The 26376-nt window shown below is 40.4% G+C and carries 23 protein-coding genes, 1 tRNA gene and 1 riboswitch; of the genes, 19 read left to right on the top strand and 5 right to left on the bottom strand.

Translation table 11 applies throughout. The features are described from left to right. Nucleotides 1–16 precede the first annotated feature (16 nt). Nucleotides 17–194: riboswitch (Lysine riboswitch) on the top strand. A 131-nt stretch (nt 195–325) separates the two neighbouring features. Beyond that, nucleotides 326–1561, top strand: a complete 1236-nt coding sequence (locus tag MHI58_RS13600) for an aspartate kinase (protein WP_045034136.1) — start codon at nt 326–328, stop codon at nt 1559–1561. 168 nt (nt 1562–1729) lie between these two features. On the opposite strand, the gene MHI58_RS13595 is transcribed toward MHI58_RS13600, so the two are convergent. Beyond that, entirely contained in the window at nt 1730–2173 is a 444-nt protein-coding gene (locus MHI58_RS13595) for a YslB family protein (RefSeq protein WP_008345974.1), read from the bottom strand. A 283-nt stretch (nt 2174–2456) separates the two neighbouring features. On the opposite strand from MHI58_RS13595, the gene MHI58_RS13590 reads away from it, so the two are divergent. The 5 genes from MHI58_RS13590 (at nt 2457) to MHI58_RS13570 (ending at nt 6999) form a co-directional block, all read left to right on the top strand. Beyond that, nucleotides 2457–3065, top strand: a complete 609-nt coding sequence (locus MHI58_RS13590; protein ID WP_007501622.1) for a succinate dehydrogenase cytochrome b558 subunit — start codon at nt 2457–2459, stop codon at nt 3063–3065. A gap of 37 nt (nt 3066–3102) precedes the next feature. Then, complete coding sequence (sdhA, locus tag MHI58_RS13585) at nt 3103–4863, top strand: succinate dehydrogenase flavoprotein subunit (protein WP_007501620.1); 1761 nt, start codon at nt 3103–3105, stop codon at nt 4861–4863. A 1-nt stretch (nt 4864) separates the two neighbouring features. Beyond that, entirely contained in the window at nt 4865–5629 is a 765-nt protein-coding gene (sdhB, locus tag MHI58_RS13580; RefSeq protein WP_008345969.1) for a succinate dehydrogenase iron-sulfur subunit, read from the top strand. A 123-nt stretch (nt 5630–5752) separates the two neighbouring features. Next, nucleotides 5753–6211, top strand: a complete 459-nt coding sequence (locus MHI58_RS13575; protein WP_007501614.1) for a thioesterase family protein — start codon at nt 5753–5755, stop codon at nt 6209–6211. A gap of 71 nt (nt 6212–6282) precedes the next feature. Next, nucleotides 6283–6999 (top strand): biotin--[acetyl-CoA-carboxylase] ligase, encoded by a 717-nt coding sequence (locus tag MHI58_RS13570; RefSeq protein ID WP_041506811.1) that lies wholly within the window; start codon nt 6283–6285, stop codon nt 6997–6999. A 143-nt stretch (nt 7000–7142) separates the two neighbouring features. On the opposite strand, the gene MHI58_RS13565 is transcribed toward MHI58_RS13570, so the two are convergent. Continuing rightward, nucleotides 7143–8273 (bottom strand): 2-methylaconitate cis-trans isomerase PrpF family protein, encoded by a 1131-nt coding sequence (locus tag MHI58_RS13565; protein ID WP_041506759.1) that lies wholly within the window; start codon nt 8271–8273, stop codon nt 7143–7145. Between the two features lie 135 nt (nt 8274–8408). On the opposite strand from MHI58_RS13565, the gene MHI58_RS13560 reads away from it, so the two are divergent. The 10 genes from MHI58_RS13560 (at nt 8409) to MHI58_RS13515 (ending at nt 15977) form a co-directional block, all read left to right on the top strand. Beyond that, a complete protein-coding gene (locus MHI58_RS13560) occupies nt 8409–9269 on the top strand; it encodes a LysR family transcriptional regulator (protein ID WP_007501609.1) in 861 nt (286 codons plus the stop codon). Nucleotides 9270–9424: 155 nt separating this feature from the next. Beyond that, nucleotides 9425–10741, top strand: a complete 1317-nt coding sequence (locus tag MHI58_RS13555; RefSeq protein WP_024718630.1) for a CitMHS family transporter — start codon at nt 9425–9427, stop codon at nt 10739–10741. Between the two features lie 206 nt (nt 10742–10947). Then, nucleotides 10948–11172, top strand: coding sequence for a spore germination transcription factor GerE (gerE, locus tag MHI58_RS13550; protein ID WP_003184172.1), 225 nt, complete (start codon nt 10948–10950; stop codon nt 11170–11172). 149 nt (nt 11173–11321) lie between these two features. After that, nucleotides 11322–11762: a MarR family winged helix-turn-helix transcriptional regulator gene (locus tag MHI58_RS13545; RefSeq protein WP_007501606.1), complete on the top strand. Its 441-nt coding sequence runs from the start codon at nt 11322–11324 to the stop codon at nt 11760–11762. Between the two features lie 7 nt (nt 11763–11769). Further along, nucleotides 11770–12588, top strand: coding sequence for a glutamate racemase (gene racE, locus MHI58_RS13540; protein ID WP_089374140.1), 819 nt, complete (start codon nt 11770–11772; stop codon nt 12586–12588). A 101-nt stretch (nt 12589–12689) separates the two neighbouring features. Next, nucleotides 12690–13751, top strand: a complete 1062-nt coding sequence (locus MHI58_RS13535) for a GerMN domain-containing protein (protein ID WP_035701809.1) — start codon at nt 12690–12692, stop codon at nt 13749–13751. Nucleotides 13752–13902: 151 nt separating this feature from the next. Further along, nucleotides 13903–14631 carry a ribonuclease PH gene (gene rph / locus MHI58_RS13530; protein ID WP_024718627.1) on the top strand — a complete coding sequence of 243 codons (729 nt, stop codon included), beginning with the start codon at nt 13903–13905 and terminating at the stop codon, nt 14629–14631. 10 nt (nt 14632–14641) lie between these two features. Continuing rightward, nucleotides 14642–15244 carry an XTP/dITP diphosphatase gene (locus tag MHI58_RS13525; RefSeq protein WP_007501598.1) on the top strand — a complete coding sequence of 201 codons (603 nt, stop codon included), beginning with the start codon at nt 14642–14644 and terminating at the stop codon, nt 15242–15244. A gap of 14 nt (nt 15245–15258) precedes the next feature. Beyond that, the gene (locus MHI58_RS13520) at nt 15259–15783 is read left to right on the top strand and encodes a YfcE family phosphodiesterase (RefSeq protein WP_008345914.1); all 525 of its coding nucleotides are present in this window, start codon (nt 15259–15261) and stop codon (nt 15781–15783) included. 120 nt (nt 15784–15903) lie between these two features. Next, a tRNA-Arg gene (locus MHI58_RS13515) sits at nt 15904–15977 on the top strand. 336 nt (nt 15978–16313) lie between these two features. Here the strand turns inward: MHI58_RS13515 and MHI58_RS13510 are convergent. Continuing rightward, nucleotides 16314–16652, bottom strand: coding sequence for a hypothetical protein (locus MHI58_RS13510; RefSeq protein WP_017367747.1), 339 nt, complete (start codon nt 16650–16652; stop codon nt 16314–16316). 16 nt (nt 16653–16668) lie between these two features. Then, complete coding sequence (locus MHI58_RS13505; protein ID WP_045034135.1) at nt 16669–18222, bottom strand: T7SS effector LXG polymorphic toxin; 1554 nt, start codon at nt 18220–18222, stop codon at nt 16669–16671. Between the two features lie 564 nt (nt 18223–18786). Between MHI58_RS13505 and hsdR the strand changes: the two genes are divergently transcribed. The 3 genes from hsdR (at nt 18787) to MHI58_RS13490 (ending at nt 25067) form a co-directional block, all read left to right on the top strand. After that, nucleotides 18787–21993 carry a type I restriction-modification system endonuclease gene (gene hsdR / locus MHI58_RS13500; RefSeq protein ID WP_205831405.1) on the top strand — a complete coding sequence of 1069 codons (3207 nt, stop codon included), beginning with the start codon at nt 18787–18789 and terminating at the stop codon, nt 21991–21993. 114 nt (nt 21994–22107) lie between these two features. Then, nucleotides 22108–23538: an N-6 DNA methylase gene (locus tag MHI58_RS13495; RefSeq protein WP_045034133.1), complete on the top strand. Its 1431-nt coding sequence runs from the start codon at nt 22108–22110 to the stop codon at nt 23536–23538. Continuing rightward, complete coding sequence (locus tag MHI58_RS13490) at nt 23535–25067, top strand: restriction endonuclease subunit S (RefSeq protein ID WP_045034132.1); 1533 nt, start codon at nt 23535–23537, stop codon at nt 25065–25067. Before MHI58_RS13495 ends, MHI58_RS13490 begins: the two co-directional genes overlap by 4 nt. Before the next feature lie 902 nt (nt 25068–25969). Here MHI58_RS13490 and MHI58_RS13485 read toward each other — a convergent pair. Continuing rightward, nucleotides 25970–26359 carry an immunity 50 family protein gene (locus MHI58_RS13485; protein ID WP_039166975.1) on the bottom strand — a complete coding sequence of 130 codons (390 nt, stop codon included), beginning with the start codon at nt 26357–26359 and terminating at the stop codon, nt 25970–25972. Nucleotides 26360–26376: the final 17 nt, after the last annotated feature.

Here is a 26376-nt window from a genome sequence, read left to right as displayed (position 1 = left end):
AATGAACGTGTTGTTTGTTGAAGATAGAGGTGCGAACTTCAAGAGTAAGCCTTCAGAGATCGAGGGGATCTAGGAAGAGGGCTGAAAGGGGAGCGTCGCCGAAGTGAATAAAATCCACTCATTTTATTCGCTGGCTGTACATTGAAGAAATGTAGGGCTGTCAAGAATGTATTTCTTGGAGGGCTATCTCATTGTTTGCATCGTTTGATGATGATTTTAAAGCAATGGGAGATTTGTTCTCTCATTGCTTTTTTATTTGCAGTGAAAAGAGCAGTCTCCGCAGCCTCTTCTCTCACACGTGATCTTTTGAAAAAGGGTGGTAGACATGGGACTAATTGTACAAAAATTTGGTGGAACATCTGTTGGCTCGACAGAAAAAATTCGCAATGTCGCAGAGAGAGTCATCGCTGAACGCGAGGCAGGAAATGATGTGGTCGTGGTTGTGTCTGCGATGGGCAAATCAACGGATGTTCTAGTAGACCTAGCGAAAGAACTCACAGATGATCCAAGCAAAAGAGAAATGGATATGCTACTGACAACTGGTGAGCAGGTGACCATTTCATTATTAGCGATGGCGCTCCAAGCAAAAGGCTATGATGCCATTTCCTTTACAGGCTGGCAAGCTGGGATGAAAACAGAGAAGGTGCACGGAAATGCAAGAATCGTGGACATAGATGAAGTAAGAATCAAAGAAGAACTGAGTGCGGGAAAAGTCGTCGTTGTAGCAGGTTTCCAAGGAATTGCGGATGATCTACATATTACAACACTTGGGCGTGGTGGATCAGATACGACAGCAGTGGCACTAGCTGCGGCACTCAAAGCGGACAAATGTGATATTTATACGGACGTACCAGGTGTGTTTACAACAGATCCTCGTTATGTACCGTCTGCGCGAAAACTTGCAGGCATTTCATACGATGAAATGCTTGAGTTAGCCAATTTAGGAGCAGGTGTGCTGCATCCGAGAGCGGTCGAATTTGCGAAAAATTATCAAATCCCACTAGAAGTCCGTTCTAGCATTGAAAATGAATCGGGTACGTTAATTGAGGAGGAATCATCCATGGAACAAAATTTAATTGTAAGAGGCATTGCATTTGAAGATCAGATGACACGCGTGACGGTATGCGGCCTTTCAAGTGGTTTAACAACGCTGTCAACTATTTTTACGACACTTGCGAAGCAAAATATCAATGTCGATATCATCATTCAGTCTGTCACAAGCACCAATCAGACCTCCATCTCTTTCTCTGTGAAAACGGATGATTTGTCTAAAACAGTTGAAGTATTAGAAGAATACAAAGGTGCGCTTGGTTATGAGCAGATTGAGACAGAAAGCAAATTAGCCAAAGTATCTATCGTTGGCTCTGGTATGGTCTCAAACCCAGGCGTTGCGGCTGAAATGTTCGCTGTGTTAGCTCAAAAAGACATTCAAGTGAAAATGGTCAGTACGTCTGAGATCAAAGTCTCAACAGTCGTTGATCGTGAAGATATGGTGAAAGCGGTAGAAGCCCTTCATGATGCGTTTGAATTATCAAAGGTGAGCGCCGCAGCTCATTCTTAAATCTTCAAAAGAGGTGTATCCCATGAAAGGATACACCTCATTTTTATATTGGAAATCATCAGCATATGAAGAAAGAAAAACGTGCGTAAACCGGTACGTCAACTGTGCTATGATAGAAGGGTATATAAAAAAGGCGTGACACGAAGTCATCGCCTTTCATAAACAGTGTTAGCTAGGGTCTCTTAAATCCCATTTAACGGTTAAAATGACTTTATCAGCACGCTTTTTTACTTGTTCATAGGATTCAGCCACGTGCTCATTGAGAAGCTGAATCTGTTCAGCGATAAAACCTGCTTCCATTTGAAAGCATGGCTCTTTTTGATAGCTGAGTCGATTCGATACAAGTGGACCTTCGAGCTCAAACTCAATTTCCTGTTTTTTAGAATGGACCATCGTGAGAGTTCCCCATCCGGCATCATGGAAAAATTCGGGGATCTTTTCCCATGACTCTTGAGGAAATTTACGAGCAAGCAGTTTACCCGCAAAATACATCATAGATGAATGATCCTGACCAAGAATGTCAGGCAGCAGAACTTCGCGTATCAGCTCGTAGGCAAATCCATTGACTTCAATTTCTTTTAGCTGTTCTAAGTTAGATTCGAATTTATTCATTGTATGGCTCCCCTCTTTCAACAATTTATTATAGCTTATGTGGGCATATGATGACAGAGTTTTCCCTGAAGTCTAAGAAATTCTTATTGTAGTAAAACGAATTTTGATTTAAAACTTTTAAATTTCGGAAAATTTTAATTTATGTACGCGGTTTCTTGACGCTTTTTTGACATAGGAGTAAAATGAAATTGTCAATAAATTTGAATAAAGTGCTTACAATTGAAAGAAGCGGGGGTAAGACAATTTTCAAGCAATTGCACTTTTTTTACTAGGGGGTAAAGTAATGTCGGGGAACAAAGAATTTTTTTATCGGAGATTGCATTCTTTGCTTGGCGTCATTCCGGTCGGTCTATTTTTAGTACAGCACTTAGTGATTAACCACTTTGCGACGAATGGACCAGAGGCGTTTAACAAAGCTGCACACTTTATGGAACAGCTTCCATTCAGATATGCACTTGAGCTGTTCGTGATTTTCTTACCACTGATCTATCATGCTGTTTATGGGGTGTACATAGCCTTTACGGCACAAAACAACACGTCTCGCTTCAGTTACTTAAGAAACTGGTTGTTCAGACTGCAACGGATTACAGGTATCATCACATTGATTTTTGTCACTTGGCACGTATGGGAAACACGCATTCAAGCGCAGCTTGGAGCTGAAGTAAACTATGACATGATGGCGAATATTTTAAGCTCTCCATTTATGCTAGGTTTCTATATTGTCGGTGTTTTATCTACTATTTTCCACTTTGCTAATGGCTTGTGGTCATTTGCTGTCAGCTGGGGAATTACAGTTTCACCACGCTCACAAAGAATCTCCACATATGTGACATTAGGTATATTTATAGCGCTTTCATATGTAGGGCTAAGAGCAATTTTCGCTTTTGTTTAAGAGGAAATAGATTAGTAGAAGAGGGAGAGGGGCTACAATGAGTAATTCTAGCATCATCGTTGTCGGAGGCGGCTTAGCTGGTCTCATGGCAACTATCAAAGCAGCAGAAGCGGGAACAGCTGTTAAACTATTTTCAATCGTACCTGTGAAACGTTCGCATTCTGTTTGTGCACAGGGCGGAATTAACGGAGCGGTCAATACAAAAGGTGAAGGAGATTCACCTTATGAGCATTTTGATGACACGGTATATGGCGGAGACTTTTTAGCTAACCAGCCGCCAGTAAAGGCAATGTGTGAAGCAGCGCCGTCCATTATCCACTTACTTGATCGTATGGGTGTAATGTTTAACAGAACACCAGAAGGATTACTGGACTTCCGCCGTTTCGGGGGAACACAGCACCACCGTACAGCATTTGCTGGTGCGACAACAGGTCAGCAGTTATTATATGCACTAGATGAGCAGGTTCGCCGCTATGAAGTAGCGGGGCTTGTGACGAAATATGAAGGCTGGGAATTCCTTGGCGCTGTCTTAGATGACGAGGAAGTATGCCGAGGCATTGTCGCGCAGAACTTGACGACAATGGAAATCGAATCCTTCCGTTCAGATGCTGTCATCATGGCAACTGGCGGTCCTGGTATCGTATTCGGTAAATCAACGAACTCTATGATTAATACTGGATCAGCTGCATCGATCGTTTATCAGCAAGGTGCTCATTATGCTAATGGAGAATTCATTCAAATTCACCCAACAGCGATCCCAGGAGATGACAAGCTGCGTCTCATGAGTGAATCAGCTCGTGGTGAAGGTGGACGTGTTTGGACATACAAAGACGGAAAACCTTGGTACTTCCTAGAAGAAAAGTACCCAGCATACGGGAACCTTGTACCGCGTGACATTGCAACGCGTGAAATTTTCGACGTATGTGTGGAGCAAAAGCTTGGCATCAACGGAGAGAACATGGTGTACCTAGATCTTTCTCACAAAGATCCAAAAGAGCTTGATATTAAGCTTGGTGGAATCATTGAAATCTATGAAAAATTCATGGGTGATGACCCGCGTAAGCTTCCGATGAAAATTTTCCCGGCTGTTCATTATTCAATGGGTGGATTATGGGTTGATTATGATCAAATGACGAATATCAAAGGCTTGTTTGCTGCCGGAGAATGTGATTACTCTATGCACGGCGGAAACAGACTTGGTGCAAACTCATTGCTTTCTGCGATTTACGGCGGAATGGTTGCTGGACCAAATGCTGTGAAATACATTAGCGGTCTTGAAAAGTCTGCAGAAGATTTATCATCTGCAACATTCGACAGTGCCGTGAAGAAAGAGCAGGAGAAATGGGACAACATCCTTAGCATGGATGGCACAGAAAATGCATATGTGCTTCATAAAGAGCTTGGAGAATGGATGACGGACAACGTTACAGTCGTTCGTTACAATGAGAAGCTCTTAAAAACAGATGAGAAGATTGAAGAACTGATGGAGCGCTATAAGCATATTAACATCAACGATACAGCTTCATGGAGCAACCAAGGCGCTGCCTTCACGCGTCAGCTTGACAACATGCTTCAGCTGGCACGCGTCATTACGATTGGGGCTTATAACCGGAATGAAAGCCGAGGCGCACATTATAAACCGGAATTCCCAGAAAGAAACGATGAAGAATTCCTAAAAACAACGATGGCTACGTTCAAAGGGAAAAACCAAAAACCTGCATTCCACTATGAGGACGTCGATGTATCGTTAATTGCACCTCGTAAACGAGATTACTCGAAGAAAAAGGTGGAGAAATAAGATGAGTGAAAAAAACACGATTCAATTTATTATCACACGTCAAGATACAGCAGATGGCAAGCCTTATGATGAGGAATTCGAAATCCCTTACCGTCCGAATATGAACGTCATTTCTGCACTCATGGAAATCAGACGTAACCCGGTCAATAAAAAAGGTGAAAAAACAACGGCTATTAACTGGGACATGAACTGTCTTGAAGAAGTATGCGGCGCTTGTTCCATGGTCATTAATGGAACGCCCCGCCAGTCATGTACAGCACTAATTGACAAGCTAGAGCAGCCGATTCGTCTTCAGCCGATGAAAACTTTCCCGGTTGTGAGAGACTTGCAGGTTGATCGAAGCCGTATGTTCAATTCATTGAAAAAAGTCAAAGCATGGGTGCCGATCGATGGCACATATGATCTTGGACCTGGACCAAGAATGCCTGAGAAAAAGCGTCAATGGGCGTATGAGCTTTCGAAGTGTATGACATGTGGTGTCTGCCTTGAAGCTTGTCCAAACGTGAATGATAAGTCTTCCTTTATGGGCCCTGCACCGCTTTCACAAGTTCGTCTATTTAACGCACATCCGACAGGTGCAATGAATAAGTCTGACCGCTTAGAAGAAATTATGGGTGATGGCGGTCTTGCAAACTGCGGGAACTCTCAAAACTGTGTGCAGGCTTGTCCGAAAGGAATCCCGCTCACAACATCAATTGCAGCACTTAACCGAGATACAACATTACAAGCTTTCCGTAACTTCTTCGGAAGCGATCACGCAGAATAACATCACATTCAGTCCTCCTTGCCAATCATGATGAGTGTTTACAAGAGGCTGGATGCAAAAACATAACAAACGCCTCTTCCAATACGGGAGAGGCGTTTTGTTTGCGAATAAGGAGTGGATCAAATGAGGCTGCCGTCATATATTGAAGAACCATTTGAAGAGTGGAGGGCATCGTTTCGATTTTATGTGGAAACAACCGTCCGTTTTTCAGAAACGGATATGTTTGGTCACATGAACAATGTCACCCCGTTTGTGTATTTTGAAGAGGCACGGATTGCCTTCTTTCAAAAAACGGGAATTGTAGATAAACGAATGAAGCGAGCGAGAGAGACGATTACGGTCGTGGCAAACCTTCAATGTGATTACATCAAGCAAGTGGAAATCGGTGAGAGGCTGCGTGTGTATGTAAAGCCAGAAAAGGTTGGATCAAGCTCTCTCATCCTTCATTATTTAGGAGAAAATGAACAGCAAGAACCGTGTTTTACAGGCTCAGTCACCATGGTGCAAATAAGTAAAGACACCGGTGCCCCTGTACCGTTTACAGAAGAGGAAAAAGAGACTTTTCAGGCCCAGCGACATTAAAGAATCACGGGTGAATGCTTCATTTTGTTATAATAAAAAGATCATATGAAGATGAAACAAAAGGAGAGCACATGAAGATTTTTCAATACGACACCATTGATAGTACAAATAATGAAGCGAAAAGGCTTATTCAGCAAGGAGAAACCCCTTCATTTGCTGTATATGCCCGGCAACAGACAGCAGGGAGAGGCAGGCTTGGCAGACCGTGGGAAACGCCTACAGGGAATGTAGCTGTCACGATGACAGTAAAACCGCCAGTAGATATCTCCACCCAATCAACGATTGCCCCGCTGACGGCACTCGCCATTTATGATGTACTCAAACCACTCATGAGAGCAGAGGATCAACTGGCAATCAAATGGCCAAATGATCTATTGATTAATGAAGCGAAAGTATCTGGCACATTAATTGAAGCAGACCGCAGCGCCATTTACATCGGTGTGGGCATCAATGTAGAGACAAAGCCCGAGCACGTTCCGTATAAAACCGTTTGCCTATCAGAACTGACTGAGGTGAAAGCGGACCAGCTAGTGAAAGATTTGGCAGCGGCCTTTGAAAAATACCATGCACGCTGGCAAATGGAAGGATTTGAAGCCCTCATAGCCCTCTATAACAAACGATTATATCGGCTGAATCAACCGCTTCGTATTTCATTAGATCGTGAAAAGCAAACATGGCAGGAAGGGATTTGCTGTGGTGTGAACCGTTATGGTCATATTCAGTTAAAAGATGATCAAGGACATATAAAAGCCCATTCAGCAGGAGATATTGATGCACCGCCCAAGTAGACAATTTCTTGTTCGATTAGTGTGGAGACAAACCGTTGCATTCGGTGTTAGAACGGAGTTGCTTTAAGATCTTCACACTGAAAAAAAGACAAAGAGCTAAAATCAGTTTATTTTAGCTCTTTGTCGACAAGATGACGTCTCATTTATGCTTCTCTTTTTATTTGAGGTTGAACCATGTAGTCTTTTTTTGTAAAGACCACTCCATCTAGAATTTCTCTTGCGGTTCGAATGACTTTTACTCTGTTTTGTGAGATATCAATTTCAGTTTGCATAATACCAGCAGGATGACCAATTCGAAGTGTATCATCTTGACCTTGAAAAAGCTGTGCCGGAAGCGTTTGATCCATGAAACAGCTGGCTGACACACAGACAGATCCGGTAATGGCAAGTGCTTGGTGCGGTCTTTGCATCGATAGCATCCGAACGATGATGTCCATATCTGCTGCTCTTCTCAATATTCCATTTGTATCTACATAATCAGCAGGCTCGCTAATAATTGCAAGCTTAGGAACAGCTGGAGACTGTAATGTGGCCAGTTCTTTTGGTGCAAAGTGGCACATTTCAGCAGCGATGGAACGAATCTCTTCTAAATCATCCAGCAATTCGTCTGTAAACTCCTCAGGCAATTCAGTTCCTTTTAATTGAATATCTTTGGCACGGACAAAGGCGATTGGATTTGCAATGTCAACGATTGAGATCGGAATCTCTCCAAACTTTGTCTGGATCGTATCCATTTTGTTTCCAGTCGGAAAGGTTTTACCTGTGACAGCGCCTTCAGGTTTCTCAAAGGATAAATAAATGGGAGAACCTGTTCCTTTCACTCCTGGAATTTCTGCCTGTCCTTCAAATTTCACTTCTCCGTTCTCGACTTCTACCTCTGCCACAATGATTTTATTCGTGTTGGTATTCAGAATACGTACTGTTGTGACAGGCTCAACTGCTTCGACAAGTCCTTTAATGATGGCATACGGCCCAACTGCTGATGAGATATTCCCACAGTTTCCTTTAAAGTCGACAAATCTTTCATTGATGCTGACTTGTGCAAACGTATAGTTCACATCCACATCTGGACGAGTGGCTTTATCGATAATGGCCACCTTACTTGTTAAAGAATTACCGCCCCCGATTCCATCAACCTGTAGCCGGTCAGGGCTGCCCATAATGTCTAATAAAAATGCTTCGAGCTCATCGTGTTCATATGGTGCATCATTGGCTTGAATGAAGACCCCTTTGCTTGTACCGCCTCGCATGATTGTGATTGGAACTTTTCTCATTGATCTCACCCTCAATTGTTTAGTTACTATTTATCTAATCAAAATGGTAAAGTATAATAAGAAATAAGTTAAATACATTATTTTAAGAGAAAACGATAAATTATTTTTATAACAAGGTCAAAAGGAGGGCACACAATGGATGAGAAAGATTGGCGGTTTTTAAAGGTGCTATATGAAGAGAAGAACATCACAAAAGCGGCAGAAAAATTATTTGTCTCGCAGCCTGCCTTAAGTTATCGATTGAAACAGCTTGAAGAGGAATTTGACATGAAGCTTTTCTTTAAAAGAAAACGAGGAATTGAATTTACATCAGAGGGCGAATACTTGGCTAAATACGCAAATGACATGCTCAAGCAGCTCCAGCAAACGAAAGATGGCATGCTCAATATGCAAAAAAAGGTCAAAGGAACGATCCGACTAGGGGTGTCGAGTAACTTTGCTCAATATAAACTGCCGGAAATTTTAAGAGAGTTTTCTAAGCAGTATCCACATGTTCAATTTATGGTGAACACAGGATGGAGCACAAAAGTCATGGATTTATTAGGTACATCAAGTGTACATTTAGGGATTTTAAGAGGAGATTACGACTGGAATGGAGAGCGATTTTTGCTTGATAAAGAACGGCTTTGTATCATTTCAAAATCAGAAATACAGCTAAAGGATCTTCCTAAGCTGCCGCTCATTGACTATCACACGGATAGTTCATTAAAACGATTGATTAACAGATGGTGGCAGGAGACGTTCACGATGCCTCCGCTTGTGACAATGGAGACAGACAGGCAAGATACATCAAAAGAGATGGTGAAGCATGGTTTAGGTTATGCCATTGTCCCGGAAATTTGCCTCAGACCAAGTGATGAGCTATTTGTAAAAGGTCTTTCGTATAAAGATGGACAGCCTGTTTTAAGAGATACATGGCTCATGTACCAGCCGGATTCCCTTCATTTGTCTGTTGTGAAAGCATTCATTGAGTTTTTAAGAAGTCAGCAAGGCTAATTATAAAAAAAATTTATTGAATAGACGAAAAAATCGATATTTTCATTATAAAAAAAGCTATTATATCCTTGAAATAGAAAGCGCTAACATTTCGGGCCGCAAGTGCAAAAGGGGCGCTTGTGGATCGTGTAAAGAAGAGGATGGAGGGATATGAAGTGCTAGCTATTTTAGGGATCTTGATGGTCGTGACTTTTACATTTCTTATTATGACAAAACGTATGCATCCGGTGGTGGCTCTCACCGTTGTGCCAATCATCTTTGCATTAATCGGTGGATTTTACAGCGGATTAGGGGACATGATGCTTGATGGACTCAAGACCGTTGCACCATCTGCTGCTTTATTGTTATTTGCCATCTTATTCTTCGGTGTCATGCTGGATGCTGGATTGTTTGACCCATTGATCAAACTGATTTTACGTCTTGTGAAAGGCGATCCGGTCAAAATTGCTTTTGGGGTAGCGATTTTGTCTATGCTTGTTGCATTAGATGGTGATGGGACCACAACGTACATGATTACCGTATCAGCTATGCTGCCACTTTTCTTAAGAATTGGGATGAACCCGCTGATTTTAGGGACGATTTCATTATTATCACTAGGCATTATGAGTGGAATGACGCCTTGGGGCGGTCCAGCTACTCGTGCGATTGCTGCACTTGGTTTAGATGCAGCGGAATTCTTCATTCCATTACTCCCGACGATGATAGGGGGCGGTCTTTTTATCCTTTTTACAGCGTATGTTCTTGGAAAAAAAGAACGGAAGCGCATTGGGGTTGCCGAGATTCAGTATAAAGAAGAGGTCTCGATCTCTCCTGAATTGGCGGCATCAATTGAAGATGGCGTAGCTGATATGAAGAGACCAAACTTGATTTGGGTCAACTTCTTCCTGACGATTGCTGTCATGGCCACACTTGTATTGGATATCGTACCGATTCCTGTACTCTTTCTCATTGGCTTTGTCATTGCGCTTATGATCAACTATCCAAAAGTTGAAGATCAGCGTGAGCGGATTTTATCGCATGCAGGAAATGCTTTAACGGTCATTACCCTTGTGTTTGCAGCAGGAATTTTCACAGGCATTTTTTCGGGAACAAAAATGGTGGAGTCCATTGCTAACTTGGTCATTTACATGATTCCAGATTCATACAGCTCATTTTTTCCACTCATTGTCGCGTTGACGAGTATGCCATTTACATTTGTTCTTTCAAATGATGCTTATTATTTCGGGGTGCTGCCAATCTTAGCTGAGGCCGGTGCAGCTTACGGAATTGATCCAGTGGAAATTGCGCGCGCCTCTATTATCGGACAGCCTGTCCATTTACTGAGTCCGCTTGTCGCTTCCACATTACTGCTTGTGAGTATGCTGAATAAAGATATTGGTGATTTGCAAAAGTACGCACTGCTATGGACCGTACTCACAGCCCTGTTTACAACACTTATTGCTCTTTTAACAGGAGCCATTTCGATATTTTAAAAGCTTGTTTGATAAAGGACGATGTCTCTATAGGGGACTCGTCCTTTTTTGTGCGGTTTGAAGGCGAGGAAATTGGACGCTGATCTGCGGGAATTCTCGATTTTAACGTCACCTACCTCAAGTACCCGGCATATGATATCTCGACTATACAGAATCCCATTCTATAGAGACTAGAGCTCTCACCTTAGCAAGGAGGGTTACAATACTTGAAGGAGAAAGAGTTTCAATCCAAGCCGCTATTAACCAAAAGAGAAAGAGAAGTATTCGAATTGCTCGTCCAAGATAAAACAACAAAAGAAATTGCAAGCGAGCTTTTTATTAGCGAAAAGACTGTTCGAAATCATATTTCGAATGCCATGCAAAAGCTAGGAGTTAAAGGTCGTTCACAGGCCGTAGTCGAGCTTCTGCGTATGGGTGAGCTAGAGCTCTAACGTCAGCCGGTTTTCCTTCCGCACCAGGGAGGAGCCGGTTATTTCTATATCGTTTCCATGAGTCTCTTCTTGCAATTTCTTTGAAAAACGAGGAAAATAGGAATGTACGTTTTAATCAAAGTGAGATGCTATAGTGAGGTATCAATGAAATGGAAACGAATGAGTCAGGCCATGTTGCAGAAATTGAAAAATCATTGCGCCATATTGCTGCAATCATTAAGCAAAAAGGTAGAGAAATTCTGAATCAATATACGATTACACCTCCTCAATTTGTAGGGCTTCAGTGGCTTTATGAATTCGGAGATATGACAATAGGTGAGCTATCACAAAAGATGTATTTGGCTTGCAGCACGACAACCGATTTAATTGATCGAATGGAAAAAAGTGAACTTGTTGAACGGGTGAAAGATCCGTCTGACCGCCGCGTGGTTCGCATTCATTTATTACCTGAAGGTGAGCGGATCATTCAAGAAGTGATTGTCAAACGCCAAGAATACGTCAGTGAACTTCTAGGGGCTTTCTCAGAAGAAGAAGCCATCGTTTTCAACCAATCTTTAACGAAACTACAGCAGCAAATGAAAAGAAAATGAGGCGATTTTGTTGGATCAACCAATCGGCGTGATTGATTCCGGCGTAGGCGGTTTAACCGTTGCGAAGGAAATCATGAGACAACTGCCAAAAGAAAAAATTATTTATGTAGGCGACACAAAACGATGTCCATACGGCCCTCGAGCAGAAGAAGAGGTTCTTCAATATACATGGGAAATGGCGCACTACCTATTAAGACACCACCATATTAAAATGCTTGTCATTGCGTGTAATACTGCGACGGCGATAGCACTTGATGAAATTAAAGCAACACTTGATATCCCGGTCATTGGCGTGATCCAGCCCGGAGCCCGCACAGCGATCAAAGTGACAAACAATCAGCATATTGGCGTGATCGGCACTGCCAATACGATCAAAAGTGAAGCCTATAAAGAAGCACTGCTTTCTTTAAAAGCAGGACTAACTGTTCAAAGTCTGGCATGTCCAATGCTTGTGCCGTTTGTGGAAAGTGGTACGTTTTTAGATCATACAGCAGATGAAGTCGTAAAGGCTTCTCTTGAACCGATGAAAGAAACAGGCATTGATACGCTCATTCTTGGTTGCACGCACTACCCGATTTTAAAAGAACCGATTCAGCGCTTTATGGGCAGTGGCGTCAACATCATTTCTTCAGGAGACGAGACTGCGAGAGAAGCGAGCACCATTCTTTCATATAAAGGGCTGTTAAATGATTCGAAGGAAGAGCCTGTTCATACTTTTTATACAACAGGGCAGCAGCAAAACTTTCAAAATATCGCTCAAGACTGGTTCGGCTACCTGCCAGGAAAGGTCGAAACGGTTTCGCTTGAACACGTATATCAGCAATAACCTACTTCTCATGGAAGTGGGTTATTTTTTTATGAAAAGGGTCTAATCCTCTGAGGGAGCTCGTATACATACTAGTACAAACCACTAGAGGAGGGTGAAGTATGCTGAAAAAAGGAACTACAGCAGCTGTTACGTGTATTGCGTCAGCCATGCTTTTATCAGGATGCGGATTGTTTCAAACAGACCAAGCGAAAACAGAGATTGATCCACCACAAAATGTCACGTTTGTGAAAGAAAATAAAGAAGAGAAACAAACAGCGAAAGAAGGAAAAGAAGAGAAGCAAGCAGATACCGTCATGAGAGAATTATATTTAATTGATAAAAATGGGTATGTTGTGTCTCAATCCATTCCGCTACCGAAAAACGAAGGAAGTGCGAAACAAACACTTGAATACCTCGTAGACGGGGGACCGATTTCTAACCTGATGCCAAATGGATTCAGAGCCGTGCTGCCGGCGGACACGAGCGTATCTGTCGATATTAAAGATGGCACTGCGGTTGTGGATTTCTCAAATGAATTCAAAAACTATAAAAAAGAAGACGAACAGCGCATTTTGCAATCGGTCACTTGGACATTAACGCAGTTTGATTCAGTAGCCAAAGTCAAATTAAAGATGAATGGCCATGAATTAAAAGAGATGCCTGTGAATGGGACGCCGATTTCAGATGATTTAAGCAGAGAGGACGGCATTAATATTCAGCACGAGGCTGCGGCTGATATGACATCGACAAAGCCTGTGACCGTCTACTATTTAGCTGAATCTGACAAACAGACGTACTATGTCCCGGTGACCAAAAGAGCGCCAAAAGACGATGATGATCCAATTACAGCAGCCATTGATGAGCTCGTCTCTGGGCCAAGCAAAACAAGCCAATTGCTGACAGACTTTGATCAAGATGTGAAGCTCAATGATGTCCCGAAAGTAAAAGACGGTCATGTGACACTAGATTTCAATGAATCCATTTTTGGCAGTGCAGATGAAAAGAAAAAGGTCATTTCACAAAAAGTTCTTGATAGCATTGTGCTGACATTAACAGAGCTGCCAGATGTGAAAAGCGTGTCTGTGAAGGTAAACGGAAAGGCAGAGCTTGTGAACGAAAAAGGAACAGAACTCACAAAGCCAGTTTCAAGACCAGAACAAGTGAATACAGGTAGTTTTTAACGTCACACATTGATATAATGGAGAAAAAGAGGCATGCACATTCGCTGCCTCTTTTTTATTCCAAGCGATTAGAACGGATCGAGGTTGTCAAAGTTAATAGGAGAACCCCGCTGACACCCGCGCGGAATGTATATTGTAACGGAGGTAAAACATGAGATTAGATGAAAGACAATACGACGAATTAAGAAAAATTGAAATACAGGCAGGCTACATCACGCACCCAGAAGGCTCTGTCTTAATCTCAGCGGGAAATACGAAGGTGATTTGTAACGCATCTATCGAGGACCGCGTACCTCCTTTTTTAAGAGGAGAAGGAAAAGGCTGGATTACAGCAGAATATAGCATGCTTCCTAGAGCAACGGCTCAAAGAACGATAAGAGAATCATCTAAAGGAAAAGTCACAGGACGTACAATGGAGATCCAGCGTTTAATTGGACGAGCTCTGCGCGCAGTCGTTGACTTAGAAAAGCTTGGTGAACGCACCATTTGGATTGATTGTGATGTCATTCAAGCAGACGGTGGAACACGCACAGCTTCTATCACAGGTGCATTTGTGGCCATGACACTAGCGATTCAAAAGCTTCAATCAGCAGGCGTTTTGAAAGAAAATCCGATCACTGATTATTTAGCCGCAATATCCGTCGGAATTGATTCTAAACAGGGACTTCTGTTAGATTTAAATTATGAAGAAGATTCTTCAGCTGAAGTGGATATGAATGTCATCATGACAGGCGCTGGACGCTTTGTTGAACTTCAAGGTACTGGCGAAGAAGCGACATTCTCAAGAGAACAACTAAACGGACTGCTTGATTTAGCCGAAAAAGGCATCAAAGAATTAATTGAAAAGCAAAAAGCAGTGACAGGAGAAGTTATCGAATAAAGAGAAGGGTTTGATCAGGATGAAAACTGCCATCATCGCAACGCACAATGCGGGCAAAGCGAAAGAATTCAAAGCCATTCTTGAGCCAAAAGGATTCACGGTCAAAACACTAGCGGACATCGGATTTACGGAAGAGATTGAAGAAACAGGACATACCTTTGAAGAAAATGCGATCATCAAAGCCGAGGCCATTCAAGCCAAAGCAGGTGAAATGGTGATTGCAGACGACTCGGGTCTGTCGATTGATTACCTTGGCGGAAAACCTGGCGTCTATTCAGCGAGGTACGCGGGCGAGCATAAAGACGATGCCGAGAACGTGGAAAAGGTGCTGAATGAGCTGCAAGGTATCGAAAAAGAAGACCGCACTGCTAGATTTAGATGTGCCCTGGCTGTCAGTATACCGGGGAAAGAAACAAAAACGGTAGAAGGATCAGTAGAAGGCTTTATCGCAGAAGAACCGATCGGCGAAAACGGCTTCGGATACGACCCAATTTTCATCGTCAAAGACAAAGACCAGACGATGGCCGAGTTATCACCAGAGGAAAAAAACAAGATCAGCCATCGAGCGGTCGCGCTTCAAAAGCTTTCATCACTGCTAGACGCAAATGAATAAGGGGGAATGAAGCCATGAAGATACTCATCATTAGTGACAGTCATGGACTCACAGACGAACTTCAAACCATTGCCAAACGGCATGCGGCTGAAGTGGACATGATGATTCACTGCGGAGATTCAGAACTCGAAACGAACCACCCAGCACTCGAAGGATACAAAGTCGTCAAAGGAAATTGTGACTTTATGGGCGATTTTGAAGAAGAACTCCTGCTCCCATTGGATGGAGGCGGAAAACTATTTCTCACTCACGGACATCTGCATGGCATCAAACAATCCTTGCTTCAAGTCTACTACCGTGCAGAAGAGCTAGGCGCAGACATTATCTGCTTTGGCCACTCGCACATCCCAGGCAGTGAACTGCTAAGAGGAAAACTGCTCATTAACCCAGGCAGCGTGCACCTGCCAAGAGTGCGCAAAGAGCGCAGCTATGCTATACTAACACTAGATGGAAGCGAAGCAAACGTACAGTTTTTCACGGACGAAGGTCACGTCATACAAGACCTCGAAAACACTGTCACATTGGAAGGTATTTCATAAGGGTGCAGCATTTGCCCCTTATGAAAAAACTTTCGAAAAACCGTTGACTTTAAAGAACAATAGTAATATAATAAATCTTGTCGCTGAGGTAATACACCAAAGCACACTACATAACAACATGTCCCAGTAGCTCAGCAGGATAGAGCAACGGCCTTCTAAGCCGTCGGTCGGGAGTTCGAATCTCTCCTGGGACGTACTAAATTAAAAGCCTGAAATCCTTGATATGAAAGGATTTCAGGCTTTTTTGTTTCTTGGAACATAAGGTTGTTTATCGCTTCAAATTAAGGTTTTGGGAGCGGATTGGTAGCTGATTTATTTTCAAGTGTTTCCGTTCCCTGTCTTTGTATCAAAGAACCTATCAAATGGGTGGCTGATTTTTGTTCAGTTGCTTCAATGACTATGAACGTAAATGGATCAAAATCAAAAATGTATAAATTGAAAAATAGAGTTATTTTTGAAGGTAGCGACTAAATATATTTAAAACAGACACAAATGAAAAACCTCTCTAATTTAGAGAGGGCTTTCATTTGTTAATCATCACTGTCCAATTCCCATAATTTTTGACCGTCTGCTAAATACACTGCATTTGGTGTATCTTTATAAAGTGAAATTTCAATTAAGGGACTTTTTTCTTGCTTTAACCAATCGTATATATCACAGTCGTTATTAGCGGGGGGCGATAAGATGTTATTAACTTGAAATGCGACTGCGTCATATTCTGTATAATTGACATCGTCATCTTCCAATCCGTTATCTGTTTCATAAAGCGTGTCAGATTCCCCAATAACTTTTAAACCGTTTTTCCATTCTATTATCAAATCGTTATGTTTATATTTTCGTAATGCTGAAATTAATGGATCATATCCCATTCGAATTCTCCTTAATTTATGGTTTTAAAGGCTCTGATGGTACTATATGAGCGCCATTTTTGCTGTAATGTATTAAGCCTCTAGTAGTCTCTACATACTTACCGGTATCTTTATCATAGTATTTTCCAATCACTTGGCCAAAGTCTACTCTTTCTTTGTGCTCACCTATTTTTGTACCTTTCCCAGCGAACTTATCTAGCAATTCTTGTGCTATTTTATTATCTCCATTGAAAATGCTTTTATTTGGACGGCCATTCGCAACTTCTTGCTTATAGTTAGGTGCATCAGGAATATGTTTCTCTTGAGCGCCTGGTTTTACTTTTGCCGGGAAACCATTTACTTCACGATACGGACCTTTTGGTACGGAGTGTTTGCCGAAGGAAGGTGTTTTGACAATCTTCTTGGCTACATTCTCTCCTTTCATGATTTTAAATACGTATTTTCCAACTTTAGCGATTTTAGCTACGGGTATCATGTACAAGCTTGATACTAGACGGTCCATGTCAGCGACTTTGTCACCTGATACAGGGTCTCTCCCTGTTATGATTCGAATTGCATCATTTATTCCTGTAAATTCAACTGCTGTATTTAAGATTTTTGGGGTTTGTTTTAAGTCGGAAATCTTTGTGATGCTCTCAATATTCACTTTGTTTTGGTGCGTTATTCGTAACCGATAGAGCATTCCATCTCGAATAACGTCAACTGTTTTGGCATTTGCGAAGTCAATCTTTTCATTTGTATTATATACTTTTCCATTTACGAACACGGCGTCTTGATTAATTTTATTAGAGGGTTTCCTATTTACAACCGTATCCACATTCGATCGCTCTTTATCATTCAGCTTATTAAGCATGATCGCCATTGGATTTCCATCGGGATTGTCTATTTTTTTATTCAATTCGTTTAGGTTACTGCTGATCTTTTTGTCTTCCTTATCTTTGAGAATGGATCCTTTTTGATAGGTGGTGATCCCGATTTTCGCACCAGTGAACATTGTGCCTAGAGTATCTATGTATTCCTTCATTGTTTGTATGGAGTTCTTGGATTCATTCAAAGCACTGGCTTGTTCCCTGTCAAAGGCATGGAGCGTACCGATGGTTTTTGAGATGTTCATCCAGGCTTTTTGGTAACTGGCTTGAAAAGCAGACTCGTCAACACTTAGTAAATGAATGATATGGCTGACTTTGCCGATGGCGCTGCTCACATCTGACACGATATCAGATACGGCTCGTTCGGCATTTTTTAAACCTTGATCAAGCTCATGCTCAAGAAATGATTGAGAGATAAAGCCATTTTCATTTGATTCAAATGAATGAAGTGCTTTCTGAACTTTTTGGAGTGCGGCGCTGTATTCTCTAATTGTGACTTGAAAGAATTGCAAGAAAGGGATATGGCACTCTGCGTAAAACGCTCGAATCGCTTCTCCAGCTTCCCCCTTTAGTGAGCCATCCAATGAAATGATTCGATTGATTTGACTTTCAAGAGATTTGATATGTTGTGATTGTTGTATTAACTGTGTCAGTGTTTGATCAATTGTATGGTGTAAGGCCTGAACATCTAACGTTTTCATGGCATTCTCCTTTAAAGCTTGGTCGCAATCAATAGAGAGTTTACCATTATTAGGAGGGGTATTGGGGAATAAATACTGAAATTCCGTGAAAATGAAACGATTTACATAGGTGATAATGACTAGATGTTGAAGAACGAGTGTGGAACAGTTTGAGAATGTGTGTGTTCAAATAATAAAGACAGAAGAACAACCACCCGTATCATTAGGATTTTACCACTGTTGTATTCTTTCTGAATCTAATCATATTATTGATGATCTTATATAGTTTTCTTTCGAGATTAGTCACAAGAAATTTTTCTGGAAGGAATGTACGTTCAAAGATAAGCTTAAATAACCTTTCAAGTAGAAAGGTTATTTTAAAGAAGATACTTTATCAGTGAGTTGGCTATTCGAAACAATATTGTTCTTGCCGATAAAAAGATTAAAGCACAAAAAGAATGATATGAAATTTGTTGAACAAACGTCAATTAACTTAACTTTGTCAGTTGTGGATTAAGACTACCTAATTTTTGTATAAATATAGTATAATAAACATATAAAACCTTTTGGGAAACGGTGATAATGATGAATAGCAATTTTTCATTTTTTCAAGGAAAGTGGGCAGTACTTTCCAATTTAGGAGAAACAGCTGAGAAAAATGTATATCATGACCCACATACAACAGTAATGAAACTACGTTTATTTGCCGAAACATTGACAAAATTTATTCTAGCCGCTGAAAATATTAAGGAAGCATATGGCACGAAACAAGTAGAGCGCATCAATATATTACGTCGCGAAGGAATACTTGAACCAGAGTTAATAGATATCGTTGAAACGCTTCGTCGTAAAGGGAATGTGGCTATGCACGAAGCGGGTTATCAAAAAACAGAAGAAGCGAAATCTTTATTGCATTTGGCTTTTCGTTTGTCGACTTGGTTTATGGAGGTATACGGTGATTGGAATTTTCAAGCCCCAGAGTACATAGAGCCAAATAAACAAACAGGAATAGATACACGACAGCTCCAACAAGAGTATGAAGTGAAAGTGAGACAGCTTGAAGAAGAATTAGAGGCAATTCGTTATCAAGCTGAATTAGAGCAAGCAGATGAGAAAATGAAACGTAGAAAAGCGTCCAAAAACTTCATGCGTAGGCAGCAGCTGACTGAAGATGAAACACGTATCATCATTGATCAGAAGTTACGTGCTGCTGGATGGGAAGTAGACACGAATTTACTAAACTATAAAAAAAACAGGACTCTACCAGAGAAAAACAAACATATGGCCATTGCTGAGTGGAAGGTCGATGGCGGCTGGGTTGATTATGCATTGTTTATTGGACTCAAGCTTGTTGGTTTCATTGAAGCAAAAGCAGAAAAGAAAACGATTCCTGGGGCATTAGATAGTCAAACAAAAGTGTACGCGAAAAATGTCGTGCAAATAGAAGATGAACAGATTACACCAACAACGGGTGATTATCAAATCCCATTCTTATATGCAACGAATGGCCGCCCTTATTTAAGACAGCTTCAAGAGGAATCGGGCATTTGGTTCTGGGATTCACGCAAACCATTTGAACATGCACGTCCGCTTGAAGGATGGCATTCACCCGAAGATTTACAGCTTCTTCTTAGCCAAGATGATAAGGATGCGGATAAGCGTCTAGAAGAAGAGGATATAACGAAGTTTGGATTGCGTCACTATCAGCAGAATGCGGTTCTGGCTGCAGAAAAGTCGTTAAAAGAAGGAAACAGAAGAATGCTTATTGCAATGGCTACAGGAACTGGAAAAACTCGTACCGCTATTGCGCTTATGTATCGCTTAATTAAGTCTAAAAAGTGTCGCCGCATTCTTTTTCTTGTCGATCGTAATTCACTCGGTAAACAAACAGAGGATTCACTGAAAGATACGAAAATTGAAGGTTACTCATTTGCTGATATATATGATGTGAAGTCATTAGGCGATCTCACACCGGAAGTTGAAACGAAGGTGCAGATTGCAACCGTGCAGGGAATGGTTCGCAGACTTTTTTATAACGATAGCGAAAAGCTTCCAAGCGTCGGGCAATATGATTTCATCATTGTAGATGAGGCGCATCGAGGCTATACAAGTGATAGAGAAATGACAGAGGAAGAATTAGAGTTCCGTGATCAGAATGATTATATTAGTCAATATCGGCGCGTTATCGATTATTTTGATGCGGCATGTTTAGGGCTTACCGCAACACCTGCTCTACATACAACAGACATTTTCGGTATGCCAATTTTTAAATATTCATATAGCGAAGCAGTGTTGGACGGATATCTAGTGGACCATGAGCCCCCTTATTTGTTTAAAACAGAACTTTCACAAGTGGGCATCACCTTTGAAAAAGATGAGGAAGTAGAAGTGTATGATGTTGATAAAGGGGAGATTCAACTAGAAAAGTTAGAAGATACTGTGCACTTTGAAGTGGAGCAGTTTAATAAAAAAGTCATTACAGAACCGTTTAACCGTGCAGTATTAAATAAATTAGTTGATTATATTGACCCTGCAGGTAAAGAAAAAACGCTCATCTTTGCAGCTACTGATCAACACGCAGATCTTGTTGTTCGTTTATTAAAAGAAGCCTTTAAAGAACGTGGCGATGAAATTGAAGATGATGCCATTATGAAAATTACTGGATATATCTACAAGCCATTAGATGCCATTACACGGTTTAAAAATGAGCGACTACCTAATGTCGTTGTTACAGTTGATTTACTTACAACAGGTATTGACGTGCCGCCGATCACAAATTTGGTGTTTTTAAGAAGAATACAATCTCGTATTCTCTATGATCAAATGCTTGGCCGTGCGACTCGTCTTTGCCCAGAGATTGGGAAAACACACTTTAACATCTACGACGCTGTTGGTATATATGACAAGTTGCAACATTATACAGAAATGAAACCAGTTGTGAAGAAACAAAACTTTCGTATTGGTGAGTTGTATGATTCTCTTGTAAATGCAACGACTGATGAGGAAGCTTCGTTTTATCGTGATCAATTAGTAGCAAAAATCCAACGTCGCAAACAAAGATTTGACGAAGAAGGCATGGGAAAGTTTGAAGAATTATCAAATGGAAAACATGTGGATGAATGGGTGAAAGAAATTCAAACATACTCACCGCAAGAAGCCACACAGAATAATATCCTATTTGAATACATGGAAACGTACCAAGTGACACGTGAAAAACGCTATATATCTGATAAGGAAGATGAAGTAACAGACGTCATTCGTGGGTATGGTGAAGGAAACAAGCGACCAGAAGATTATCTGGATGGTTTTGTTCGGTTTATCCAAGAAAACATCAATGAAATTCCCGCTTTGCATCTGATCTGTACACGGCCAAAAGATCTAACAAGACAAGATTTACGAGAACTTATGACGATTTTAGAAACAAAAGGCTTTAAGCAATCTCATTTACAAACCGCTTGGAAACAGACAAAAAATGAGGACATTGCAGCAGATATTATTAGTTTTATTCGCCAAGCTGCATTAGGTGAAGCACTCGTTGACCATGAAGCACGTATTAAACAGGCAATGCACAAAGTGTATTCACTGCATGATTGGACGCCTAGGCAAAAGAAGTGGTTAGAGAGAATAGAAAAGCAATTACTTCAAGTGCCTGTTCTTGCGCCTACCGCAGAAGAGGCATTCTCGGAAGAACCTTTTAGAACGTCTGGTGGCTACAAATTACTGAAACGTGAGTTCGGTGACGATATTGATCAAATTGTGAATACGATCAATGAGAACCTTTATATCAGCTAACGACTGTGCCTCTTCATTGAGGCACTTTTTTGGGTTATAATGAGAAGGTTCGCTTTCAACTAAAAATCATCAAATTTGATTTAATAGATTAGAAGTTTTTCAGGAGGAAAAAAGATGAATAACCAAGAAATCGTTCAAAAATTATGGAATTTATGCAATGTGCTTCGTGATGACGGTATTACATATCAACAGTATGTCACGGAGTTAACCTATATTTTATTTTTAAAAATGATGAAAGAACAACAAACAGAAAATGTAATACCCGAAGGATATAGATGGGATGATTTGCTAGAAAAAGAAGGGGTAGAACTCAAAACATTTTATCAGCGATTGTTACTTGAATTAGGAAGCAGTGAAAATGAGCGGCTGCGTCTAATCTACAGTGATGCTGCTACTAGTATTTCTGAACCCAAGAACCTAGAGAAAATTCTGAAGAGCATTGATGGCCTTGATTGGTACAACGCAAAAGAAGAAGGTTTAGGTAATTTATATGAAGGCTTGTTAGAAAAAAACGCAAGCGAAACAAAATCAGGTGCTGGCCAATACTTTACACCGCGTGTATTAATTGATGTAATGGTGCAGCTGATTGACCCTAAACCTGGAGAAAGATGCAATGACCCTGCAGCTGGTACATTTGGTTTTATGATTGCGGCAGACCAGTATCTGAAAAATAAGACAGATAACTATTATGATTTAGATCCACAACTGGGCGTTTTCCAAAAGAAAGAAGCGTTTACTGGAATGGAACTCGTCACAGGGACTCATCGTCTTGCTTTAATGAATGCATTACTTCATGATATCGAAGGACGACTGGAACAAGGGGATTCGTTATCTAGTAATGGAAAATGGATGAAAAACTTTGATGTCATTTTAACCAATCCACCATTTGGAACGAAAAAAGGTGGAGAGAGTGTCTCCCGTGATGATCTGACGTTTGCAACTTCCAATAAACAGCTTAATTTTCTACAGTTAATTTATAACGCTTTAAAAGACGATGGTCATGCACGCGCAGCAGTTGTATTACCTGATAATGTCTTGTTTGAAAGCGGGATTGGTGCACAGATTCGACGCGATTTAATGAATAAATGCAATCTGCATACAATCTTACGCTTACCAACGGGGATTTTCTATGCTCAAGGTGTGAAAACAAACGTCTTATTTTTCACAAGAGGAACAACAGACCAAGATAATACAAAGGATGTTTGGGTATACGATCTCCGCACCAATATGACGTCATTCGGAAAACGGAATCAGCTAACAATGGCACACTTTGAACACTTTATGAAAGCATATGTAGCAGAAGACCGCTCAAAAGTAGAGGATGAACGTTGGAATGTGTTCACAAGAGAGGACATTGCAAAAAAAGGGGATAGTTTAGATATCGGATTGATTGCAGATGAATCATTATCATCCTATGACAACTTACCAGATCCAATTGAATCAGCAGAAGAAGCAATTGCAAAGCTTCAGCAGGCTATGGGTTTATTAAATGAAGTGGTTGAGGAGTTGCGTGCTGTTGAAGAGGATGAGGTGGTCAAACAGTGAGTAAGAAAAAGAAGACCATTGAGGAGTTATTGGAAGGAGCAATAGTACCAGAAGAGAAGCAACGGTTTGGAATTCCTGAAAATTGGATTTGGACACAAACTGGTTCTATCACAGATGTAATAGGGGGTGGAACACCTAAATCTACAGTAAAAGAATATTTTGAAGATGGTGATATACCATGGTTAACCCCCGCTGATCTTTCGGGATATCAAGATATGTATATTAGTAGAGGAAAGCGGAATATAACTGAAGTTGGTCTAGCTAACAGTTCTGCTAAAATATTGCCTAGTAACACCGTGTTACTTTCATCAAGAGCACCAATAGGATACGTTACAATAGCTTCCAATGATATTTGTACAAATCAAGGGTTTAAAAGTTTTCTACCAAGTAACGCCTATTATCCAGAATATTTATATTGGTATTTAAAATTCTCCACAACCTATTTAGAATCTATGGCAAGTGGCACAACATTTAAGGAGCTTTCAGGTAGTAAATGCAAAGAAATTGCATTGCCATTACCTCCTTTAAACGAACAAAAACGAATTGCTGACAAAGTAGAGCATCTTTTAAGTAAAATTGAAGAAGCGAAGCAGTTGATTGAGGAAGCGAAGGAAACATTTGAACTTCGTCGAGCGGCTATTTTGGATAAGGCGTTTCGTGGGGAATTGACTAAGAAGTGGAGACAAAATAATAAAGACATATTACCAGTAAAGCAATTTTTAGAGAACATTGTACTTAAAAGGAAAGAAACTTATACTGAGATATACGAAAGGGCAAAGCGGAATAAAGAAAAAAAACCGAGGAAAATTTACATGGATACAGTACCAATAATAGATGAAGTAGTACCATTTTTACCGGAAACTTGGACAGTTACAAATGTTGAGTTTTTGGGTCATGTAACAAAACTGGCTGGTTTTGAATATACAAAGTATATTAATTTGAAGCCTGGGGGGGATGTTCCTGTTATAAGGGCACAAAACGTTCAGATGGGTAAATTTGTAAAATCTAATATAATGTATATAGATAAAGATACATCAGATTTGTTATCTCGTTCTCAAGTACAAGAAGATGATATACTTATGGTTTTTATAGGGGCAGGAACAGGAAATGTATGTATTGCACCGAACAGAAATGGAGAAAGATGGCATTTAGCGCCGAATGTAGCAAAGATAAGCGTGGATGCAGTATTACCAAAGTATTTAGAACTTTATTTACAATCGCCTTTTGGACAAGCTTATATAAAATCAAAAATGAAAGCTACTGCTCAACCTAGTTTATCTATGGAAACTATTCGTGAGGTCTTAGTATATTTGCCACCATTAGAAGAACAAAAGGAAATCGTTAAAACTGTAGAAAGTTTAATCAATAAGGTAGAGAATGAAGTTGGTATATTAAAGTCTTGTTCTGTTGATGGGTTAAAACAATCCATTCTCTCTAAAGCATTCCGAGGTGAACTTGGAACAAATGATCCAAGTGAAGAAAGTGCGGTTGAATTACTAAAAGAAGTGTTGCAAGAACAGGTGAAATAGTTGTAAGAAGGCATCTAGATTAGTTGGATTTCTTTTTTGATGCACATGCCCATTGGTAGTTGTGTTTCAGAGGTCTGATGATTGTTTTAGGAGAATCTTGATAGTATTTTTTAAAACTACTGTCGAGGTTAAACAAGCCACATTCACAAACCTGCATTTGAAAAATTTATGACACGACTCAAATAAGAGGTTTGTTTTAGTGAGGTAAAGTGATAAAACATATAGCTGGATAACATTCTTAGTTATCTATCTTGAAACACTCCTTTAATAAAAGTGCCTTTACCTTTTCAATAGAATTGTTTTCTACTATATGGATGCTTGAATTGTACAGAATAAGTAAATATAGTAGAAATAAAGTCAATCGGACTAAGTTCAAAAAGTGACCGTTATACATGAACGTGAACGAATAGCGATATATAAAGTAGCTCAGCAGGATAGAGCAACGGCCTTCTAAGCCGTCGATCTGGAGTTCGAATCTCTACTGGGACGTATGATGATTTGAAACTGTTAAAAAGCTAAAAACATTAATGAATCAAAGTTTCTGGCTTTTTTATTTTTTTCCTATTGTTTAACAAAGTATTTTAGCAATCTTTTATGACTCGAGTCCAACAGGATGGTCAGGCTAAAATCAACTCACAAAAACATTAAAAAAGTCTATACTGTCTAGACCATTTCAAGGGAAACTAGGCACGAATGATTCTGGTGAGGAAAATGCTATTGAATTGTTCAAAGGTGTTTTACTACGGGATTTGAATTAATTATTAGAAGTGTTGAATAATCAAAAAGCATTGTATGATTGTTATTAGCTAATGAAAATGAATTTAAGAAGGGCTTCTCTTAATAAAGAGAGGCCCTTCTTAAAGTGGATTAAATATTTGGAGTTTATGAAAACGCAAGTTATCTTAAGACCCAATTAGCCCCGGTGAAATTTGTTCAACCCTTGCCCAATCAAATATGGTTTCGATTTGCATTTGATTCTTACAATTTATTTTTAGAAATCCTCCATTCTCTGTTGTGCTAATCTCAAAATGATCAATTATATTATTATTTCCTAAATGATTAATTTTTAAATCCGTTACACCAATGAATGATAATTCAACGTAGACAACATCAAAATTCCCCCAACGTTTAGGTTTATTCTTCACGGAGTCTTTTGTCATTAGTCTTATAAATAGGGTAGGACCATCTCTGTTTAAATCAACATTCATGATTTCTGCATTTTTAAAATGGGGGATTCCCCCGAAAATTTGAGTCATCGCTTGTGGGTTCATAAATTTTTCTTCTCTAATCATTTGGATACTCCTCGTTT

The sequence above is a fragment of the Bacillus sp. FSL K6-2869 genome, from assembly GCF_040869405.1.
In the GTDB taxonomy this organism is placed as follows: Bacteria; Bacillota; Bacilli; order Bacillales; family Bacillaceae; genus Bacillus; species Bacillus altitudinis.
The sequence above is the reverse complement of the archived record's forward strand: the minus strand, read 5'-3'. Positions and strand labels throughout refer to the sequence as shown.

What these genes read in the sequence shown, in the direction of transcription:
- MHI58_RS13545 (WP_007501606.1), top strand. Translation starts at nt 11,322, where the DNA reads ATGGAAACGAATGAGTCAGGCCATGTTGCAGAAATTGAAAAATCATTG.
- sdhA (WP_007501620.1), top strand. Translation starts at nt 3,103, where the DNA reads ATGAGTAATTCTAGCATCATCGTTGTCGGAGGCGGCTTAGCTGGTCTC.
- MHI58_RS13485 (WP_039166975.1), bottom strand. Translation starts at nt 26,359, where the DNA reads ATGATTAGAGAAGAAAAATTTATGAACCCACAAGCGATGACTCAAATT.
- hsdR (WP_205831405.1), top strand. Translation starts at nt 18,787, where the DNA reads ATGAATAGCAATTTTTCATTTTTTCAAGGAAAGTGGGCAGTACTTTCC.
- MHI58_RS13590 (WP_007501622.1), top strand. Translation starts at nt 2,457, where the DNA reads ATGTCGGGGAACAAAGAATTTTTTTATCGGAGATTGCATTCTTTGCTT.
- MHI58_RS13510 (WP_017367747.1), bottom strand. Translation starts at nt 16,652, where the DNA reads ATGGGATATGATCCATTAATTTCAGCATTACGAAAATATAAACATAAC.
- sdhB (WP_008345969.1), top strand. Translation starts at nt 4,865, where the DNA reads ATGAGTGAAAAAAACACGATTCAATTTATTATCACACGTCAAGATACA.
- rph (WP_024718627.1), top strand. Translation starts at nt 13,903, where the DNA reads ATGAGATTAGATGAAAGACAATACGACGAATTAAGAAAAATTGAAATA.
- MHI58_RS13505 (WP_045034135.1), bottom strand. Translation starts at nt 18,222, where the DNA reads ATGAAAACGTTAGATGTTCAGGCCTTACACCATACAATTGATCAAACA.
- MHI58_RS13575 (WP_007501614.1), top strand. Translation starts at nt 5,753, where the DNA reads ATGAGGCTGCCGTCATATATTGAAGAACCATTTGAAGAGTGGAGGGCA.
- MHI58_RS13560 (WP_007501609.1), top strand. Translation starts at nt 8,409, where the DNA reads ATGGATGAGAAAGATTGGCGGTTTTTAAAGGTGCTATATGAAGAGAAG.
- MHI58_RS13565 (WP_041506759.1), bottom strand. Translation starts at nt 8,273, where the DNA reads ATGAGAAAAGTTCCAATCACAATCATGCGAGGCGGTACAAGCAAAGGG.
- MHI58_RS13600 (WP_045034136.1), top strand. Translation starts at nt 326, where the DNA reads ATGGGACTAATTGTACAAAAATTTGGTGGAACATCTGTTGGCTCGACA.
- MHI58_RS13495 (WP_045034133.1), top strand. Translation starts at nt 22,108, where the DNA reads ATGAATAACCAAGAAATCGTTCAAAAATTATGGAATTTATGCAATGTG.
- MHI58_RS13520 (WP_008345914.1), top strand. Translation starts at nt 15,259, where the DNA reads ATGAAGATACTCATCATTAGTGACAGTCATGGACTCACAGACGAACTT.
- MHI58_RS13535 (WP_035701809.1), top strand. Translation starts at nt 12,690, where the DNA reads ATGCTGAAAAAAGGAACTACAGCAGCTGTTACGTGTATTGCGTCAGCC.
- MHI58_RS13595 (WP_008345974.1), bottom strand. Translation starts at nt 2,173, where the DNA reads ATGAATAAATTCGAATCTAACTTAGAACAGCTAAAAGAAATTGAAGTC.
- MHI58_RS13570 (WP_041506811.1), top strand. Translation starts at nt 6,283, where the DNA reads ATGAAGATTTTTCAATACGACACCATTGATAGTACAAATAATGAAGCG.